We start from the raw sequence: 15,670 nt of genomic DNA, 5'->3' as shown, positions 1-15,670 counted from the left end.
GGATGATCGGTCGATCAGATGATCAGATGATGAGGCCATCGGATCATCGGAAGAATAGCGGCGGGATCTTACCGCATCAGCCGTATCGCTGCACCGCTTTCCGTTCGCAGCAGATAGCTACCGTGCGGCAGCCCATGCGTGGGGATCTCCATGCGATCCGCTGCGGCCTGTCCCTGCCAGATCAACCGGCCCAAGGCATCGCGGAGCTCCACCCCCATGCCCGGCGACAGGCCCTGCACGTGCAGCAGATCCGCCATCGGGTTGGGCCAGGCGCGGAGCGCCCCTAGGGCATCTTCTTCCACTCCCACACCCAAGACCACGATGATGGTGGGCGAACCGTTCATGCATCCGTACGCATCCTGGAAATGCACCATGTAGGTGCCGCTCGCCCAAGCAATGTGGTAGGGTTGGCCCGCGCCGACCTGGAACCCATCCAGTTCCCAGATCCAATCGCTTCCGCCTTCCACCCAAAGTGAATCCCCGTCCACTTGGATGGAGAGATCGAGGGGGCCATGCTCCGTCACAATTACCGTATCGACCAGTAAATGGCCACCTGCATCCGCCACTTCCACCACATACGTGCCCGCGCACAATCCCGCCACCGATGACGTGGTGGCACCGGTGCTCCAGGCATAAGTGAAGGGCTGATCACCATTGACGACGGCGTATGCCACACCATCGCATGCACCGGGGCAGACAGGGGTGGCATACGCGCTCACCGCGAAGGTGGTATCAACACCGGCTACCAGCATCGCATCGCCATTGCCCACATCGTCGATGGTGCTGCCGCCATAGGTGATGACTCCCCAGTAGTACCCACCGAAGAAGATACTGTTCGGCGCCGTGGCCTGGCGATGGATGCACAGCGGAATGTCGCGCTGGAAGCCACTTGGGCGTGAAGCCCACACAACGTTCCCATCGCCATCCAGCTTCGCGATCAGCGCATCCTCACCACCCAGCGCCGTGAACGGCGTGCCGAAGAAGTCGATGCTCTGTTGGAAATGTGCGGCCACCAGCACATTGCCCATGCCATCGGCGTCCACGTCCCACGCCAGGTCGCGCTGGGCGGAACCAGTGCTCTGCGCCCAGTGGAAGGCGCCCTCTCGGTCCAGCTTCATCACCAGGATATCATCGTTGCTGCTCGCCGAGGTGAGCGTATCGTCCGGCAGGAACAGGTTCCCCCACAGGCGTGCCGCCACGAACACATTGCCCAGGGTATCGGCGCTGATGCCCATGCCCTCATTGTCGCCGTTGCCATAGCTGCGGGCCCAGACACCGTTGCCGTCCAGATCGGTGGCCAGCACGTAGAGATAGGAACCGGCACTCCCGGGCGTAAGGGCAATTCCATCGTAGCTCGCAACGGTGGAACCGACCTGTCCGGTCACGAACACGCGGTCACCCGCCACGCTGATGTCCTGGCAGCTCTTGCCCTGGCCGTTGCCCGTGCTGGCGCGTGCCCACTGCACGGTGCCCAGGCTATCATAGCGCGCGATCACCAACTGGCGGAAGTTGCCCGCATTGGGGATGCTGATCCCGTCGAACGCGATGGTGGTGCCCCCGCTGAAACCCGCTATGAAGATCCCGCCATCGGGCGACACCGCCACGCCGCGCGCCTCATCGTTGCTGGCACTGCTGCCGGCGCGCCGCGCCCACAGGCAGGTACCCACCGTGTCGTACCGCGCCAGGAAGATGTCATCGATACCCAGGCTGTTCAGCGTGACGCCATTGCCGAAATCAGCGTTGCCGTTGTAGCTGCCCGTCACGTAGATGCGGTCCGCCGCGTCGATGGCCACACCATAGGCCCACGCATCGTTGAAGCCCACCGTAATCGCACGCACCCACTGGCACGTGCCGTCCGGGCTTCGCTTGGCGATGAAGCCCATCACATCGCTCGATCCATCGGTGATCGTGCCGCAGCCGAAGTCCACCGTGCCGGCCAGGCTGCCTACCCAGTAGGCATTGCCCTGGCTGTCGGTGGCGATGTCGTAACAGAAGTCCACATTACCGCCAGCACCCGCACCGGCTGCCCAATTCCATTGCTGGGCGTGCAACACGTTGGTGGAGCAGAGTACGACGAGGAGCAGCTGGCGCATGCTCCAAAGATCATGCTTGCCCTTGGATGGCCCGCACGGTCCCCTGGCCGGGAACGGATGATCGACCGGGAATACGCGGCGCGAATCGATGGCACTTCCACGTGGGGGCGGCCTACGCACGATGCGGCGGGCCTATCGCGCAGCCAATGCCTGCTGCCACCTCCACGCATCACGCAGCGCATCGGCCAGCGTGCGCCTGGTCTGCCAGCCCAGCACCTCGCGGCTCCGCGTGGTGTCGGCATACACCGCCTCCACATCGCCGGGGCGTCGAGGGCCAATCTCGTATGGCAGCTGCACGCCTGTTTCACGGATGAAGGTGGTCACCACCTCCATCACCGTATGCCCGGTGCCGGTGCCCAGATTGAAGACTTCGCAGACCGGTGCCGGCCTCGGCTCCATCCACGAGAGTGCCGCTACATGCGCCTGGGCCAGGTCCACCACATGGATGTAGTCCCGCACGCAGGTTCCGTCGGCGGTGGCATAATCATCCCCATTGATCCGCAGGCGCTCGCGGAGACCGGCCGCTGTCTGCGTGATGTACGGTACCAGGTTGCTGGGCACTCCGCGCGGCAGTTCGCCGATGAGCCCGGAGGGATGGGCGCCAATGGGATTGAAATACCGGAGCATCACGGCCTTCAGCCCGGCAACAGCCGCGCTCTGGTCCCTCACCAACTGCTCGCACGCCACCTTGGTGAAGCCGTAGGGGGAGGCGGCATTCCGGTCGGGGGCGCGCTCGCTCACCGGCAATTCCTCCGGCTGCCCGTAAACCGTGCAGCTGGAGGAGAACACCAGCCGATCCACACCGTGGTCGCGCATCACCCTCAGGAGCACGGCAAGCGAGCCGATGTTGTTCAGGTAGTATTTCACCGGGTCCTGCACGCTCTCGCCCACGGCCTTGTCAGCCGCGAAGTGAATGACCCCATGGACCCTGCCCTCTTGCGCCAGCACGGCACGCATGGCCCGTTCATCCGTGCAATCCACGCGGTGGAGGGCGGGCCGATGCCCGGCAATGGCCACGATGCCATCGAGCACCCGCTCCTCGCTGTTGCGCAGATCGTCCACAAGCACCGGCTCGAAGCCGGCCGCAGCCAGTTCAACCACCGTGTGTGACCCGATGAACCCTGCCCCGCCCGTAACGATCACCTTCTTCATGCGGCTCCCCGTAGCATCGGGCGAAAGTAGCCCGTTCGCCATCTTCACGCCCCCGTCATGCCCCGTCCCAGCCCCTCCCTGCTCCTCGTGCTGCTCGTGATGGCGGTGAACGCCTTCATCGCCCTGAGGGGCCTTTGGCCTGGGCCGAAGGACGGCTTGGCGAACACGGTGGTAAGGAGCGATGTGAAGGGCTACTACGGCTACTTGCAGGCGCTATTCATCCGGCACGATCTGGGCCGCGAGCCCTATCAATGGGAGTATGTGAGGCAGACCCCCACCGGGACGCTCAACAAGTACTTCTGCGGCACCTCCTTGATGATGGCGCCATGGTTCGCCATCGGGCACGACATCGCACTGAGCGACCCTAGGGCCCCGCGCGATGGCCTCAGCGAGCATGAGATGCGCGCACTGAGCATCGGGGCCTGGGCCTATCTGCTCATCGGCCTTTTAGCCTTGCGCGCACTGCTTCTGCGCCTTGGGGTGCGAGAAGGCGCCGTGGCCTGGTCAATTGCGGCCATCGGACTGGGCACCCAGCTGCTCCAATACAGCGCGCTGCAGCCGGGATGGTCCCATGTCTACTCCTTCTGCGCCGTGGCCGTCTTCCTGCTCCTCGTGCATCGGCTGGGCGAGGAGGGCCGAAGCTGGTGGGCCGTCCCTGCAGCTGCGCTGTTGGGGCTCATCATCCTCATCCGGCCGGTGAATAGCCTGGTGATCCTGGCCGTGCCCGTGGTGCTGGGTGAGGCCTGGCGGCCCGCCATCCGGCGCGTGATGCAGCGACCGGCCGTGCTCTTCGCCGCATTGCTGGCATGCTTCGCCGTGATGGCCATCCAGCCGATCCTCTGGCATGCGCAGATCGGCCAATGGTACGCCTACGGCTACCGCGGGGAAGGCTTCCATTGGGACCGGCCGGAGGTCATCAAGGTGCTGTTCGGGTTCCGCCGCGGCCTCTTCCTGTGGGCCCCCGTCCTTCTGCTCACCCTTGTGGGAACCGTGCGTCTGCTCAGGCATGACCGCGTGCGCGGCTGGTCCATGCTGCTGTACTGGGCGGCCAACACCTACGTGATCAGCGCTTGGTGGATCTGGTACTACGGCAGCGGATTCGGCAGCCGGGTCTTCGTGGACCACTATCCGGTGCTGGCTGTTCCGCTGGCCCTCCTGCTCCATACCCTGCACGGCCGGGCGTGGCTGGCCATCCGGGCCTTCATCGTGCTGTGCAGCGCGTTGCTGCTCTTCCAGATGTGGCAGTACCATGCCTTCATCCTGCACCACGAGAGCATGGACCGTGCGAAATACGTGCGGGCCTTCCTGCGCTGGGATGACCGGCATCGGGGGCAATTCGGAGGCAACTACCAAGCCCCGCCCTTCAACCCCAACGGCATGACGCCTGTGCTGGAGGAGAGCTGCGACTTCGAGCATCGCTGCGCGCACTGGAGCGGGGGCGGCATCCGCCACCGGAAGGATGCCTACAGCGGCTCCAACGCGGTGGTCTTCGATGGAACCGACGAATTCGGGCTGAAATTCGAGGCAGGCACGGACCGGCTGCCCACCGGGCGCGACCTCTTCCTTGAGGTGGGACTGCAGCGCTACGAAAGGGAGAGCCGCGACTCGCAAGCGCTCATGGGCGTCACCGATGTGAAGCGCCCCGATGGCAGCACCGCGTTCTACGAGCCGTTCCGCATGAATCCGATGCCCGGGTCCCCGGGGAAATGGGAGCAGATCGAATACCGGATTCCCGTGCCTGCGCTGGAGTCCGGAGACCGCCTCAGCTTCTATTTCTGGGACCGTGAGCGCAGTTCTAGGGCGCTCATCGATGACGTGTTCATCCGCGTGAGCGCGGTGAATCCCTATTGACGGGCTCTGTTGTGGGCCTGGCAGGATTTGAACCTGCGACCAAGGGATTATGAGTCCCCTGCTCTGACCGCTGAGCTACAGGCCCGGTCATTTACCCGAAGAACGTGAGCCGTCCCTGGAGGCAGGCCGCAAAAGTACCTGCGGGCTACCTTGCGCGCACCGCGGACCGCATGTCCCGTTCCCACCCCTCCGGCCAGCCACCGATCAATCGCCTGCGCACCGCGCCAGCGCCTTCTCCCCTGCCGCCGAAGCGCCGGCGACGCCGGCGGCGACGCCTCATCCTCCTGGTCGGGGCGTTGCTGGCCGGCCTCTTCCTGGTCCTCCTTGCCTACTGGGGTGAGCCTGCGCCGCCCCCACCATCCCCACGGGCGGAGAACCGGGCCCCGGCACCTGTAGACTGCTCTCGCTACCCCTTCAAGCATCACAGCGGCAAGCTCAAGGACCTCCTGCCCGCCTACAAGAAGCGCTCCCAGATGGCCGGCGTGAAACCCATTGCCGACGCAAAGGCCCTGGATCAGCACTTGGCGAAAGGGGCGATCGGACTTGTTCCGGTGGAAAGCACCGCTGCCTTCTGGGTGGCGCCCATGGCGCATGGCCGGCCCTACCTCACACCGGCAGCGAAGCAGGTGCTGCACGCCATTGCCGATGACTTCAAGGGCCGCATCGCCCGCACCGACCTGGCCGGGGCGCGCATTAAGGTCACCAGCCTGTTCCGGACGCGGCAGGACCAGCGCAACTTGGGGCGGGGTAACGTGAATGCGACGCGGGATGCGGATGCGCCGCACACGCATGGCACCTCCATGGACCTGTCGTACATGAGGTTCGTGGACAAGGACGGCAAGGAACTGCCGCTCGCCGGCTGCCAACAGGTCTTCCTGGCCGAAACGCTCGCCGAAGTGATTGCCGGGCACCGTGCACGCGATAAGCAGCTGTTCGCCACGCGCGAGGCCCGCCAGGCCTGCTACCACTTGTCGGTGTGCCGATGAACCGCCCCGATAGCTTTGGCCCCATGAAGGAGTCGACCGACACCCTCATCCTCGACCTCGGCGGGGTGCTCATCGATGTGGACTACGCCGCCAGCGCCCGCCACTTCGCCGCGCTCGGATTCCCCGATTTCGGAGCGCTCTACTCCAAGGCGAAGCAGACCGACCTCTTCGATCGCTTCGAGACGGGCGAGCTCACGCCTGCCGGCTTCCGCGACGAGGTGCGCGCCCTGCTGCACGCCGACCTCTCCGATACCGACATCGACGCCGGCTGGAACGCCATGCTCGGCACCATCCCGCGGGAGCGCATAGCCCTGGTGAGGGAGCTGAAGCAACGCTACCGGCTGCTGCTGCTCAGCAACACCAACGCCATCCATGTGCCCGCCTTCGAGGCCATCATCGCGCGCGACCTGGGCATCGGCGACTTCAAAGGGATCTTCCACGGGGCCTACTACAGCTGCGAGCTCGGCATGCGCAAGCCCAACGCCGGCATCTTCCAGCATGTGGTGGCGCAGCACCATGCGGACCCCGCGCGCACGCTCTTCATCGACGACAGCATCCAGCATGTGGTCGGCGCGCGCGAGGCCGGGCTCCATGCCGAGCACCTGGAGCTGGAGAAGGAGGATGTGATCGGGATGGTGCGGAGGCTGGGGCTGTGAGGGCGGCTTAAGGCTTCCGGCGCGGCTTCTTCCCTTTCGGCAACGGCAGCACTTCCGCCATCCGCAGCAACAGCTCCGGCAGCTTGCGGTCGCCGGTGATGAGTTCTTCCGGCACCAGGTAGTAGTCCTTGCTCCCGGGATAGGCCGGCGCGCGCTCGCAGCGCGCATCCAATGCGGCGCTCTCAGGCAGGATCTTCACGAAGAGCTGATCATCGCAGATGAAGGCCACCGGCTTGCCATCAGCGTAGAGCGCGAACTCACCGAACATCGCTTTCACGCTGAATCGATCCGCATGGCCCAGCTGGGCGAGGATGAAAGCCGCCGTCTCCTTCCGTGTGGCCATGGTTCAGCTGATCTCCTGGCACAGCTCCAGCAGCACGCCGCCGGCGCTCTTCGGATGCACGAAGCACACCAGCTTGTTGTCCGCGCCGCGCTTGGGCTCCTCATTCAGCAGGGTGAAGCCCTCGGCCTTCAGGCGCGCCATCTCCGCGCGGATATCGGCCACCTCGAAGGCGATGTGGTGGATGCCTTCGCCCCGCTTCTCGATGGCCTTGGCGATGGGCCCATCAGGCCGGGTGCTCTCCAACAGTTCGATCTTGTTGGGCCCGGTGCGGAAGAAGGAAGTGATGACGCCCTCGCTCTCCACCTCCTCGCGCTTGTAGGGGGCTTGGCCCAGCAGCTTGGTGTAGAGCGCTTCCGCAGCGCCCAGGTCCTTCACGGCGATGCCGATGTGCTCGATGCGGATGAGGTGTTCCATGCGGCAAGGTTAGAAACGCGAAGCCCTCCGTCGTAGGAGGGCCTCGAAGGTCGATCTCAGGAGGGCTCAGCGCTTCAGGAAGCTCTCACCCATCTTGTTGTCGTAGTTCAGGTAGTAGAGGTCCTTCTTCAGACCGGTGATGTCGATCTTGCTGGCATAGCCCCGCTTCACGATATTCCCGTATTGGTCGTAGATCTCGTAGAGGGTGTTGGCCGAGAACACGATCTCGTCCTTCGGCTTGGCGGGGCTCCAGGTCACCGGCTGCACGCTGGGGTCCGTGTACTTCACGGACTCGCTGTAGCGCGACTTCCGGGTGAGGTCCACCTGGCGCACACGGAAGGTGTTCTCGCCGCTGTGGGGCGTCACCTTGAATTCGTAGCTGTTCTCACCCGGCTTGCCGACGCCCATCACCTCGCCCACCTTCACCCATTTGTTCCAGCGCTTCTGCTCCACGATGAAAGGCAGCTCGCCCGTCTCATTGGTCGCCGTCCATTTATATACGCCATCGCTTCCGATGGCCTGGCGCACGATGTCGAAGGTGCTTTTGGGCTTCAGCACCTCGGGGTTGAGCACCACGGGGGTGCAGCCGTCCTTGTGCCGGATCTTCACCACCACGGGATCGCCCAGTTTCAGCCCGAAGTTGTTCATATCAACCTCGAAGGCGCTGGAGTTGATCTCGTCGGTGGCGATCTGGTCGTTCACCGTGACCTCGAACACGCAGAAGCCGACCCCGGCCTCGGAGAAGGGGTTCTGGATGAACAGGTTCTTGCCTTGGTAGTGACCCTCGATTACGATGGTACCGGCGAAGGCGGGCACCGCGAGGAGCGCAGCAAGGAAGGCGGAATGAAGGCGCATGTTCTTGGAGGGCTTCGGCAGGCGAAGATAGTCGTTCATTCGAGCCGTAGGGCTGTGGGGAGGCTGTTTACGGATGGTAGCGCCCGGGGTTGCACTCCCCTGATGCTCAGTGCGCGAAGGCCTTCACGCCGGCTCCGATGCGCACCTCCAAGTGGTTCTCCATGGGCGGGATGGGGCAGGAATACTTGCCGCCGTAGGCGCAATAGGGGTTGTAAGCCTTGTTGAAGTCCAGTTCAACCCGCTTCCCGAGCGGGGCGCGGAGGTCGAGGTAACGGCCCCCGCCGTAGGTCTCCTCGCCATTGGTCAGGTCGGTGAAGGGCACGAAGAGGTAGTCCTCGTAGCCCGGCTTCCTGGCCAGGTCGATGTTCTGGAACACGGTGAGGCGCTCCCTCCTCCCTGCCACGGTGAAGCGCAGCTGACCCACGGCCTGGTACTGCGGCAGTCGGTCTGTTGTGGTCCTCATGCCGAAGGGCCTGCCGGCCTTGGGCCTGAAGGTGGCCAGCACGCGGAAGCGCACATCCGGGGCGAAGCGCTCCAGCTCGGTGAACCGCTCCCGGTCCTGGGGCAGCAGGGGCGAGTGGCCGGGGTCGCGGTAGTCGGCGTTGATGCGGGCCCAATAGGCCGTGAGGCTGTCGGCCCATGCCGCATCCTCGGCCTGGGCGGAAAGGCCGAGGGCCATGCTCACCCCGAGCACTGCGGCGAACCAACGCATCATACCGGCTGCCTGGTGCGGACGCTACCCATCATGCGGGCCACATCGGCCTCGCTGTACCGGCCGCGGTCATCGTCCTGCACGATGAAGGTGCGCCCATCCGCCTCAACAATGCGGTAGAAGTGCACGAAGACGATCTCGTCGTCGGGGAAGACCGACCGCCACACGATGCGGTCAGGCTGCTCCTCGATGATGGTGCTTGTCCGCAGCTGATCGCGCGCCAGGTCGGCCTTGAGGCGCGCGATGTCGCCCCGCTCCTCTGTGACGAGGATGCTGAAGCGCTCGCCCGCCAGCACGGAAAGCTGCCCGGACTCCTCGCTCCAGCGCACCGTGGCGCTGTCAACGCCCAAGGTGGCCGGGTCGCCGAGCTCGATGGAAAGCGGTATGTCATGGCCTGCCAGATCCACGGCCAGGCTGGTGGCAGCGGGGCTCTGCTCCGCGGTGGCTTCGGCCTCGCCCCCACCGGTGCAGGCGGCGAGCGAGAGCGCTATCGTGAACAGGATGGTGGCACGCATGGCGCTAAGGTAGTCCTGCTATTCGCCAACCTTCATGCGCAAGCCTTCGCTGTGCGAAGAGAACTCCGGCGCGTACATGCAGAGGGCCGTGGTGATGCCGTTGCTGAACTCGCCCGCGTGGGTCACCTTCAGCTCGTACTCGAACACGTAGGTGCCCGGGCTGATGCGGTCGAAGAAGAAGTGCATGGCCGCGTCGCGGATGCTGCGGTAGTAGCCCAGGCCGCCCTTCCATTCGTAGCCGCTGAGCGCGTCAACGGGCTCGAGGCCGGCGGCGCGCAGGTCCTTCAGGTGCACGAAGTCGAGCCAGCGGTCGGTGCGGAGCTCCACGCGCACGGCGAGGCGGTCGCCCGGCTTCAACGCCCGGCCCTTGTCCAGCTCGATCAGGCGCGCTCCCGCATCGGTCTGCTCGCGCAGCATCACGTTCCGCTTCAGGCTGAAGGGCGATTCATGCGGCGTCACCTGGTCCATCCGCTCGAAGTACTGCCAATGCAGCGCGCCCCATTGCACGCCATCGCTCGCGGTGGTCACCGACACGCGGCCCATGGCGGGCTTCACGTCCTCGCCTTTCCAGCTGCGCTCGAAGTAGCCGGTGCCTGCTTCAATCTTCGTGGCCTTCACCTCTTCCGCACCCACCTTGATCACGGGGGCCGACTTCGGCTCCAGCCAATCTTCGCCGGTGAGCAGCAGCGCAAAGCACGCGTCGGCCGTGGCCTTGGTGGTGCCCCAGTCGGTGGTGCGCTTCAGGGTGAGCAGGTACTGGCGCAGCGCGTTCACCTTGGGCCTATCGCGTGCCACCAGCTCGAAGGCCTCGATCATCAGCGCGTGCGTCTCTGTGGGGAAGCTGCTCCAGGAATAGCCGGCGCGGAAGTCCTTCCAGTGCATGCCCAGCTCCTCGCTCAGGGTGGCGCGCTGGCTGAGCGACTCCAGGATGAGCGCCGGCGCCGCCAAGTCGTCAGCCAGGCGATGCAGCGCGATGGCGATCATGGCCTGCTCCTGCAAGCCGTAGCGAAGCCAGTTGCGCTGCGCGCGCTCGATGATGAACTGCGCGGCGCTGCCCTTCTTGCGGTCCAAGGCATGCTGCGCGAAGTGGCTGCGCGCATAGAGGTACTGGATGTCCTCCGCGGATGGGTCCGGCAGGCTGTCGGCCTTGGTGCCGCGCAACTGGCGTTGGTGCTCGCGCTCCACTTCCTGGTCGAGCCAGTCGATGGCGCGCTTGGCCATGCGGCGCGCTTCGGTGTCGGGGTCCGGATTGAGCGCGTCCACTTGGAGCAGATGCCCGAAGCCCGCCACGATGTGCTGCGTGATGTAGCGTGAGGGCTGCATGCCGCTCCACCAGCCCCAGCCGCCTTGCGGCAACTGCTGCTCGGCCAGCTTCTTCAACGATGCGGCCTCCTCGTTGGCCATGCGGTGCAGGTCGAAGAAGAGCGCAATGCGGCGCTTGCGCCCGCCTTCATCCTTCGCGTTGAGCAGCCAGGGCGTCTCCTCAAGCACGATGCCCTTCAGTTCGGGGTTCTTCTCGAGGTTGCTCAGGAAGGCCTGCTCGTTGCCCGGGCCGCCCTTGCTCCACGCTTCAAAGACCTTCTTCACCTGCGGGCGCTGCTGCACGAAGTGCCCTGCGAGCCGGTTGGCATAGTAGCGGCTGAATACCTGTTCGGCGCATTCGTGCGGGAACTCCATGAGGTAGGGCAGTGCCTGCACCGCATACCATGCGGGGTTGGGGGTGAATTCCAGCTTCAGGCTCTGATGGCGCAGCGTGGTTGATTCCGCGTTCACGAGGTTCTTCAGCTCGAAGGACTTTGTCCCGGCCCTGGTGATGCTGATCGGCACGCTCTCGGTGACGAGGACGCGATCCGTGAGAATGGGCAGCGCGCGCTCCTCACCATCGCTCATGCCGCCCGCGCTGGCCGTGATGCGCACCGCCACGGCATCCATCCGCTCCGGCACCGCAATGCTCCAGGACACCACGGCACTGCTGCCCGGAGCTGCACTGAATGCACGCTCGGCCTTCTTCAGATTGAAGAGCTCGTTCACCGGCTTGTTCGTCGTCGGGTCGAAGAGCTCGAGGCGTGCCGAGCCATTGAGCGTGCCGCCCTCGATCGCGTTCATCTTGGCGGTTAGCGTGATCTGATCGCCCTGGCGGAGGAAGCGCGGCAGGTTCGGCACCACCATCAGCGGCTTCTGCGTGATGGTGCTGCGCGTGAACTGCGCGGTCCTCAGGTCGGTGGTGTGCGCCAGGCCCATGAGGTTCCAGCGCGTGAGCGCATCGGGCATGCTGAAGCGCAGCACCACGTTGCCGTCGCGGTCGGTGAGCAGATCGGGGAAGAAGAACGCGGTCTCGCGGAAATCGGTGCGGAGGGGAGATGGTGAGGATGATGCGGATGGAGGTCCTGGACGCTCCATGTCGTACATAACGACCTCCTCCAGTACAACCCCTGAATCCGCATCTTCCGCGAAGCCAAAGACGCCCTCTTCCTGCTTCCGCGCAGCCATAGCGACGCCTGGCAGGGCCTGCAACTCACGCTCGCCGTCGCCGCGTGCCACATTGCCCATGATTCCCGCGCCGCGATAGCTGCCCCGGCCCAAGTAGATATCACTGGACAGCTGCGGATACCGCCGTGCGCTATCCGAAACGGCTTGGTGGGCGCGTGCCATCTGCCTGGCGCCAGCCGCGCCAAAAGGCAATGAGCGGCCCCATGCCATGCGTTCGCGATTGGAGCCCCATACGCTCATCCACCACTCCGGCAGCGCGAACCGGTCGAGTGAGGCATCGTACATCGTGGCCAGTACCTGCGCGGCCACCTGCTCCTTCTTGGGACCGGTGATCCTCAGGCGCCATTCCTCCTTCGCGCCGGGCAGCAGCTTGTCGCGGAAGCTCGTCCATTCCACCTTCAGTTGCTTGTTGGTCCACGGCACCTCGATGCGCTGGCTGGAGGTGTGCGGCCGGCCGCGCTCCACGCACACGAAATGCACGGTGAATCCGCCACGATCGTCCTCCAAAACAGGCAGCTCCACGCGCTGTTGGCCGCGCTTCAGCTGGAGGGGACGCACCACGGCGATGCGGCCATCGCGCTCCACCTCCATGAGCACGCGGCACTCGGGCAGCGCCGTGCTCAGCAGGATGATGGCCTTCTCGCCCGGCTCGCAGCGGTCCTTCACCGCCTGAGCATGGAACGCTTCATTCTCGAAACCCGTGTTCTGGATGTCGGGATCGTAGAGCGTGCACACCTTGAAGGCCTTCACCGCTTCGCCCGATGGATCGCGCGCTTCCATCTCGACCAGGTAGGTGCCCACCTCCCAGTCGCGTATGCCGCCCAACGCCGTGCGCCTGCCCTGTGCGTTTATCGAGTCTCGGCGCATCTCTTCCGCGCCGCGCGCCCAGGTCTCCGGGTCGCGCTCGTTGACGTATTGATCTTGCGGGAAGCGTCGCTCGAACTCCGCCTTCGTCATCACGAAGCGGTCAGGTCGCTCCCACAGGCGCTCGCGCTTCGCGCCGCCGGCAGGCATGACGAGCTTCGCGATGCGCAGGTTGAAGGGCATTCGCTGCTCTTGGCCGTTCAGGTTCACCACGCGGATGAGCGCGCTGTCGGCTGTGCTCCGGTCGATTGCCGCGTCGATGCCCAGCTCCAGGTCGATGCTGCGGTAGCCCACCACGAGATCCATGCCCGCATCGTGCGTCTCGCCGGTGACGTCGGTGACTGAGGCGCTCACCGTGTAGCTGAAGCTGGGGTCGGCGCCGCGCGGGAAGGCGCGATCGGGCTCGGCCTTGAACTTCACGCTGAATCGGCCCTGCGCGTCGCAGATGGCCTCACCGCTGGCGATCTCGGTGCTGCGGCCCCAAGGCAATCCGCCCCAGCGCCAGCCGCACCACCACGGCATGCGCGCGCTGCGGCTCACGGTGTACCGCACAGCGGCGCCATCGAGCGGCGCACCGGCATAGCTCTTCGCCACACCGGTCACGGTGGCCTCTTCCCCGAGCTTGGGCGTTGCGCTCACCGGATCGAAGACCACCTCGAAGCTGGGCCGCTTGTACTCCTCGACACGGAGGCCCTTCGCGCCGTCATCGGCCTCCAGCGACCAATGGCCCGTAAGCCGGCCCTGCGGAATGGTGAAGCGACCTTGGAATGCGCCGAAGCGGTCGGTGGTCACGGTCATGGTGTCCACTTCCTCACCGTTGGCGTCGCTCAGCCACACCTCGGTCTCGTAGCCGGGCAGCACCTCGGTGCGCTTGCCGCGCTTCACGGTGGCGATGCCCTTGAAGCGCACCTCCTGCCCCGGCCGGTAGATGGCGCGGTCCGTGAAGAGGAAGGTGCGGATGGAGTCCGGTTCTTCCCGGTAAGGGTCGTAGGTGTAATGGCCGCTGCTGGTGTATTGGTCCTCGCCGCGCTTCACGTGGAAGCTGATGCTGCCGCGCTGCTGGGCAAGGTTGAATCGCACGGACCCATCTTCGGCCGTGGTGCGGCTGGCGATCTCCTTCCTCCGCTGCTGGCCGTCTTCCCACAAGGCGATCAAGACCCGCACGATCGCCCCTTCGATGGGCCGTCCCGTTGTCCGGTCAAGCACGAGCAATTCGTGCATGCTGCCATCGTCTCGATGCACGAGCGCGAGGTCGGTGACCCGCACCTCGCACCAGCTTATCGCGTCCTCACCGGCAGCGAACGATGCGCCATTGGAGATGAGGATGGCGTATCGCCCCAGCGGCAGCGCATCGATGGCGACCTCCACCGCATGTTCATTGTGGTCGCCGTCATCGGGCAGCTCGATGCTCCACTCCTTGATGGCGCTCTGCTTCAGCAGCCAGGCGTTGCGGTCGGGGTCGTAGCGCCGGTCGTTCTCGTCGCGCTCGGGATCGGCCACCACGCGCAGCCACGCCTTCGTGGTATTCTGGTACTTCACCAGCGCGAGGAAATCCTTCCCCGGCGGGACCGCCTGCTCCGAGGAGATGCTCAGCGAGGGATGCTGCACACGGGCCAGCAGCGCCGACGCGCTCCGCGCGCCGAAGGTGCCGGGCCACTTGGCGTTCGCTTCGCGGCAAAGCTCAATGGCCGTGCGGCGCTCCCACTTCCAGTCGTCGCCGCGCAGGCGATCGTACCTGCCGGACTGCTCCTCGTGCCAGCGCGCGATGGCCACCATCACCTCGGCCTCGCAGGCATCCACAGGCAGGCGCGTGCGCAGGAGTTCGAGCGCGCCGAGATAGAGGCTGTCCTTCTCCGGCAGCACGCTGTGCTCGCGCACATAGGCGAGCCGCTGCAGCACCGCGTCCACGTACGCATCGAGCTTGTCGGCGTTGATGTGCGCGCGCTCCAGCCGCTGGTGGATGCGCATGGCCTGGAACTCCCAAGCGGTGCTGTCGCGGTGCACAAGGGGCCGGAAGAGGAAGGGCTCGAAGAGCTCGAAGTCCTTCGGGTCGTTGAGGGCGAAGCGCCATGACGGTTCTGCCAGGCGCGTCTCCGTATTGCTGAAGATGCGCAGCGCGCGATGGGCCAGCACATCGTAGATCGTGGGACGCAGGTAGAAGGCACCGGTATCGCCCACGAGCAGTTCGCGCAGCTCGCCGACAGGGATGCGCCGCAGCGTGTCGAAGGGCTCAATGGAGGCGCGCGCCTCGCGGATCACCCGTTCCATGAAACGGCCCTGCGTCCAGGTCTCCGGGTCGGCCGCGTCGAAGGAGCCGGCGAGCTCGGTGCGCTCCATGATCCGCCAGCGCTCGCGTTGGTAGCGCTGCCACCAGCGGTCCATGAGCGCTGAGCGCAGCAGCTGCGCGAGCGGCGGCCCGGCCTCGGCCGCGCGTCGATCCATGGGGTCGATGATGCTGTCGGGCCCCACGCCGATCAGCTCCTGGTAGGTGGCGCGGCGCGTCCATGCCATGAACTCGGTGCGCCAATCGCCGGCAACCCGCGCCTCGTCGAGCAGCGCGTCCGTGCGCTCCAGCGCCGTGGCGTACTGCGCGATTCCGGCGAGGGAGTCGATCACGGCCCAGCGCGGGTCGGGCAGCGACCCCGCTGCGATGGGTTTCTTGCTTCGGCACGCGGCCACGAACCCGATCAGCATGATTGGGACAAGGAGGCGTGAGGCTCGGAGAACGGAGTGGCGCAT

11 protein-coding genes and 1 tRNA gene are annotated in these 15,670 nt (G+C 65.5%); 3 read left to right on the top strand and 9 right to left on the bottom strand.

Features of this window, described 5'->3' with window-relative positions; genetic code table 11:
• Positions 1–68 precede the first annotated feature (68 nt).
• Positions 69–2,093, bottom strand: a complete 2,025-nt coding sequence (locus tag QY325_13200) for an SBBP repeat-containing protein (GenBank protein WKZ65711.1) — start codon at positions 2,091–2,093, stop codon at positions 69–71.
• Positions 2,094–2,225: 132 nt separating this feature from the next.
• Complete coding sequence (gene galE / locus QY325_13195) at positions 2,226–3,245, bottom strand: UDP-glucose 4-epimerase GalE (protein ID WKZ65710.1); 1,020 nt, start codon at positions 3,243–3,245, stop codon at positions 2,226–2,228.
• A gap of 57 nt (positions 3,246–3,302) precedes the next feature.
• Here galE and QY325_13190 point away from each other — a divergent pair, with 57 nt between their 5' ends.
• Positions 3,303–5,096 (top strand): hypothetical protein, encoded by a 1,794-nt coding sequence (locus QY325_13190; GenBank protein WKZ65709.1) that lies wholly within the window; start codon positions 3,303–3,305, stop codon positions 5,094–5,096.
• A gap of 12 nt (positions 5,097–5,108) precedes the next feature.
• Here the strand turns inward: QY325_13190 and QY325_13185 are convergent.
• A tRNA-Ile gene (locus tag QY325_13185) sits at positions 5,109–5,181 on the bottom strand.
• Between the two features lie 85 nt (positions 5,182–5,266).
• Between QY325_13185 and QY325_13180 the strand changes: the two genes are divergently transcribed.
• Together QY325_13180 and QY325_13175 are read left to right on the top strand one after the other, a co-directional pair.
• A complete protein-coding gene (locus QY325_13180; protein ID WKZ65708.1) occupies positions 5,267–6,082 on the top strand; it encodes a DUF5715 family protein in 816 nt (271 codons plus the stop codon).
• A gap of 23 nt (positions 6,083–6,105) precedes the next feature.
• A complete protein-coding gene (locus QY325_13175) occupies positions 6,106–6,738 on the top strand; it encodes an HAD family phosphatase (protein ID WKZ65707.1) in 633 nt (210 codons plus the stop codon).
• A gap of 7 nt (positions 6,739–6,745) precedes the next feature.
• Here the strand turns inward: QY325_13175 and QY325_13170 are convergent, their stop codons facing one another.
• The 6 genes from QY325_13170 to QY325_13145 all read right to left on the bottom strand — a co-directional run bounded on the left by QY325_13170 (position 6,746) and on the right by QY325_13145 (position 15,625).
• Positions 6,746–7,081: a TfoX/Sxy family protein gene (locus QY325_13170; protein WKZ65706.1), complete on the bottom strand. Its 336-nt coding sequence runs from the start codon at positions 7,079–7,081 to the stop codon at positions 6,746–6,748.
• 3 nt (positions 7,082–7,084) lie between these two features.
• Positions 7,085–7,495 (bottom strand): methylmalonyl-CoA epimerase, encoded by a 411-nt coding sequence (gene mce / locus QY325_13165; GenBank protein WKZ65705.1) that lies wholly within the window; start codon positions 7,493–7,495, stop codon positions 7,085–7,087.
• Between the two features lie 66 nt (positions 7,496–7,561).
• Complete coding sequence (locus tag QY325_13160; GenBank protein WKZ65704.1) at positions 7,562–8,350, bottom strand: hypothetical protein; 789 nt, start codon at positions 8,348–8,350, stop codon at positions 7,562–7,564.
• Positions 8,351–8,456: 106 nt separating this feature from the next.
• On the bottom strand, positions 8,457–9,065 hold the full coding sequence (locus QY325_13155; GenBank protein ID WKZ65703.1) for a DUF1684 domain-containing protein: 609 nt from the start codon (positions 9,063–9,065) through the stop codon (positions 8,457–8,459).
• Positions 9,062–9,577, bottom strand: coding sequence for a hypothetical protein (locus tag QY325_13150; protein WKZ65702.1), 516 nt, complete (start codon positions 9,575–9,577; stop codon positions 9,062–9,064). The genes QY325_13155 and QY325_13150 overlap by 4 nt, the downstream gene beginning before the upstream one ends.
• A gap of 18 nt (positions 9,578–9,595) precedes the next feature.
• The gene (locus tag QY325_13145) at positions 9,596–15,625 is read right to left on the bottom strand and encodes an MG2 domain-containing protein (GenBank protein ID WKZ65701.1); all 6,030 of its coding nucleotides are present in this window, start codon (positions 15,623–15,625) and stop codon (positions 9,596–9,598) included.
• Positions 15,626–15,670: the final 45 nt, after the last annotated feature.

The organism is Flavobacteriales bacterium (genome assembly GCA_030584065.1).
In the GTDB taxonomy this organism is placed as follows: Bacteria; Bacteroidota; Bacteroidia; order Flavobacteriales_F; family PHOS-HE28; genus PHOS-HE28.
The sequence above is the reverse complement of the archived record's forward strand: the minus strand, read 5'-3'. Positions and strand labels throughout refer to the sequence as shown.